Annotated in this window: 3 protein-coding genes; 1 reads left to right on the top strand and 2 read right to left on the bottom strand. The window is 75.3% G+C overall.

What is annotated here, in order from left to right; all coding sequences use genetic code 11:
• Together NBX02_RS11160 and NBX02_RS11155 are read right to left on the bottom strand one after the other, a co-directional pair.
• Positions 1-281: histidine phosphatase family protein (locus NBX02_RS11160; protein ID WP_250291240.1), on the bottom strand; the 281-nt coding region annotated here is incomplete at its 3' end.
• 157 nt (positions 282-438) lie between these two features.
• On the bottom strand, positions 439-1,263 hold the full coding sequence (locus NBX02_RS11155) for an undecaprenyl-diphosphate phosphatase (protein ID WP_250291239.1): 825 nt from the start codon (positions 1,261-1,263) through the stop codon (positions 439-441).
• Positions 1,264-1,694: 431 nt separating this feature from the next.
• Here NBX02_RS11155 and NBX02_RS11150 point away from each other — a divergent pair.
• The coding region (locus tag NBX02_RS11150) for a helix-hairpin-helix domain-containing protein (protein ID WP_445548370.1) at positions 1,695-2,867 on the top strand (1,173 nt) is incomplete at its 3' end.

Here is a 2,867-nt window from a genome sequence, read left to right as displayed (position 1 = left end):
GCCGTGCCGGGCCCGGCAGGGCCGGCGTCACCGGCCTGTTCGTCTTCGCTCCGGCCCGCGGTGGCCGCCCGCTGTCGCGCGGCGATCGCCTCGGCGGTCTCCCGGCAGCGCTGCAGCGGGCTGGAGACGACGGCGGTGAGCGGGACGGACGCCAGCCGCCCGGCCAGCGCGTGGGCCTGCGCCCGGCCTCTGTCGTCGAGGCCGACACCCGGCGTCCAGCCGAGCAGGATGGAGCCGGTCACCGCGGTCAGCCCGTGGCGCACGAGCAGAACGGTGGTCACCGCGGCTGCCCGACGGTGCCCCGCACGGCGATCCCCGCCGCGATCCCTGTCGCGGCCCGCATGACGACCTGCACGATGCCCACCCGCGAGACGCTGTGTTGCCGGGACATGTTCCCAGGACCTGGTTTCCGGGACCTGGCTTCCGGAACGATCGCCGTCATGGCGTGGCCGCGATCACTCCGGAAGCGACCAGAGAGAGTACCAGGCTCCCCAGCGCCACCCGGTATGCGACGAACACCATCGTGCTGTGCCGGACGAGGAACTTCAACAGACCGGCTATGGAGGCGTACCCGACGCCGAAGGCGAGGATGGTCGCGATCACCGTGGCCCCGGTGCCCGCGCCGCCGTCCTCGCCGATCTTGCGGAGCTCCAGCAGGCCGGAGAGCACCACGGCGGGGATCGACAGCAGGAAGGAGTAGCGCGCGGCCGCCTCCCGGGTGAGCCCGGTCAGCAGCCCCGCGGTCATCGTCGACCCCGACCGGGACACCCCCGGGATGAGCGCGCACGCCTGGGCGCACCCGATGATGGCCGCGTCCCGCGGCCCGATGTCGTCGACGTCGCGCTTGAGCGTGGCCTTCCGCTCGGCGTACAGCAGCGCCAGGCCCAGCACGATCAGCGCCGAGCCGATCACCCACAGGTTGCGGGCACCCGTTTCGATCTGGTGCTGGAAGGCGAAGCCCATCAGCCCGATCGGGATCGTGCCCAGCCCGATGTACCAGCCGAGGCGGGAGTCGAGCGTACGGCGGATCTCCGGGTCCCGCAGGCCGCGGGCCCACGCCAGCGCGATGCGGCCCAGATCCCCACGGAAGTAGATCAGGACCGCGGCCATGGTCCCGAGCTGGGTGACCGCGGTGAACGCCGCGCCGGGATCCTCCCAGTCGAAGAACGCCGGGACGATCCGCAGGTGCGCCGTACTGGAGATCGGCAGGAACTCCGTCAGCCCCTGCACGGTGCCCAGCACGACTGCTTCCAGGGCGTTCACTCCCGGCCCCCTCTGTGTGGCTCTGCGTATGGCGTACGTGGCATTGCATGATCAATGCTGGACGTGGCCGCTGTCACCGCGATCGGCACGACAGGGGCGGTGTCGATGATCGGGATACGAGCCGCCACCGGGAGACCTGCTCAGGGTAACCGGCCGGACGCCGTGCGCCCGGCCGCCCCGGATCCGCCGTGGCGGGGCCCGCCGGGTCGCATCGACCTTAGCGGCCCCCGCCCACGGGCCCTCGCCCGAGGCTCCCCGGAGGGCGGGAGCCGCTGTTCCACTGATCGTCTGTGGATCCCCCGTCGATCCCCCGTCGCTCCCGCGTCGATCGCCGGTCGCTTCCGCACCGGACGTCACCGTCGGTAACTACTGGTGGCACGTCGGGATTCGGCGCGCAACGGCCGGTCCGACGGCCGCTCTAGACTGCCGGCATGCCGGCCGAGACCATCTCCACCGACGAGCCCCCCAGCCTGGTCAGCGACGGGGCGCCAGCGGACGGCCCGGTGGGCGCGACGGCCGCCGCGGCCGTCGGCCCGGGCGTCGATCCCGCTGTGGTGTTCACCGCCTTCTGCGCCGCCGGGCTGTGGCCGGGGCTCGGCCGGACGATCGCGGCCCGCCTGCCCGACGCCGGGATCCGCGCCCCGTCCGACGTGGACGCGGCCCGGCTGGCGACCGTCCCGGGGGTCCCTCCCGCGCGGGCCCGGCGGCTGGTGGAGTCCTTCGCCGCCGCCGGGGGCGCCTTTGCCGCGGCCGAGCTGCTCATCCTGGCCGACCTGCCGGTCCGCCTGGTCCGCCGGCTGGTCGACGAGCTCGGGCCGGGAGTGGCCGACGCCCTGCGTGCCGACCCGTGGGCGCTGCTCGCCGCGGGCGAGGCGGAGCTCACCCAGGCCGACCGGCTGGCCCGGGCCATGGGCGCGGGCCGTGACGACGACCGGCGCGGCCCCGCGGTGGTCGCCCACCTGCTGCGCCGCGCCGCGTCCCGCTTCGGGGACACCGCGGCGGAGGTGGACCCGCTGCTGCGGGCCGCCGCCCGTGACGGGGTCGTGGACCCGGCGGCGGCGCTGGGCAGCGCGGTCGAGGACGGCCAGGTGGTCATCACCGGCAGGCTGGCCGCGCTCGAGCGGTACGCCACGGCGGAACAGACCCTGGCCGAAGGGATCGCGCGGCTGCTGGCCCTCGCCGAGCCGCTGCGCCCCGGATCCGCCCGCCCCCGGCCGGCCACAACGGCCACAACGGCCACGACGGGCACGGCACCGGCACGCCCACCGGCCGCCGGCGAGGACGATGACGATCTTCCTGGCATGTTCGACGCCCTGGACGACATCGACGCCCCCGGCCCCGGGGAGAGCGCGGACGGCGCGGAGCCGGGCGGCCCCGCGGACGCCGCCGCCAGGGAAGCGGCCCCGGCAGCGGACGCGGACGGGAACGACGGGGCGGACGAGGACGACGAGGCGGATGAGGCGGACGAGGGCCTCGCCGCCGTCCTGGCCGGCCTGGACGAGACCCAGCTGCGCGCCGCCCGCACCGCCCTCGACGCCGGTGTGAGCCTGCTCACCGGCGGTCCGGGGACGGGCAAGAGCCGGACGGTCGACGCGGTTGTGCGG

The sequence above is a fragment of the Protofrankia sp. CiP1_Cm_nod1 genome, assembly GCF_920888515.1.
Lineage (GTDB): Bacteria > Actinomycetota > Actinomycetes > Frankiales > Frankiaceae > Protofrankia.
Note: the sequence above shows the minus strand (reverse complement) of the source record. Positions and strands in the feature narration are given on the sequence as shown.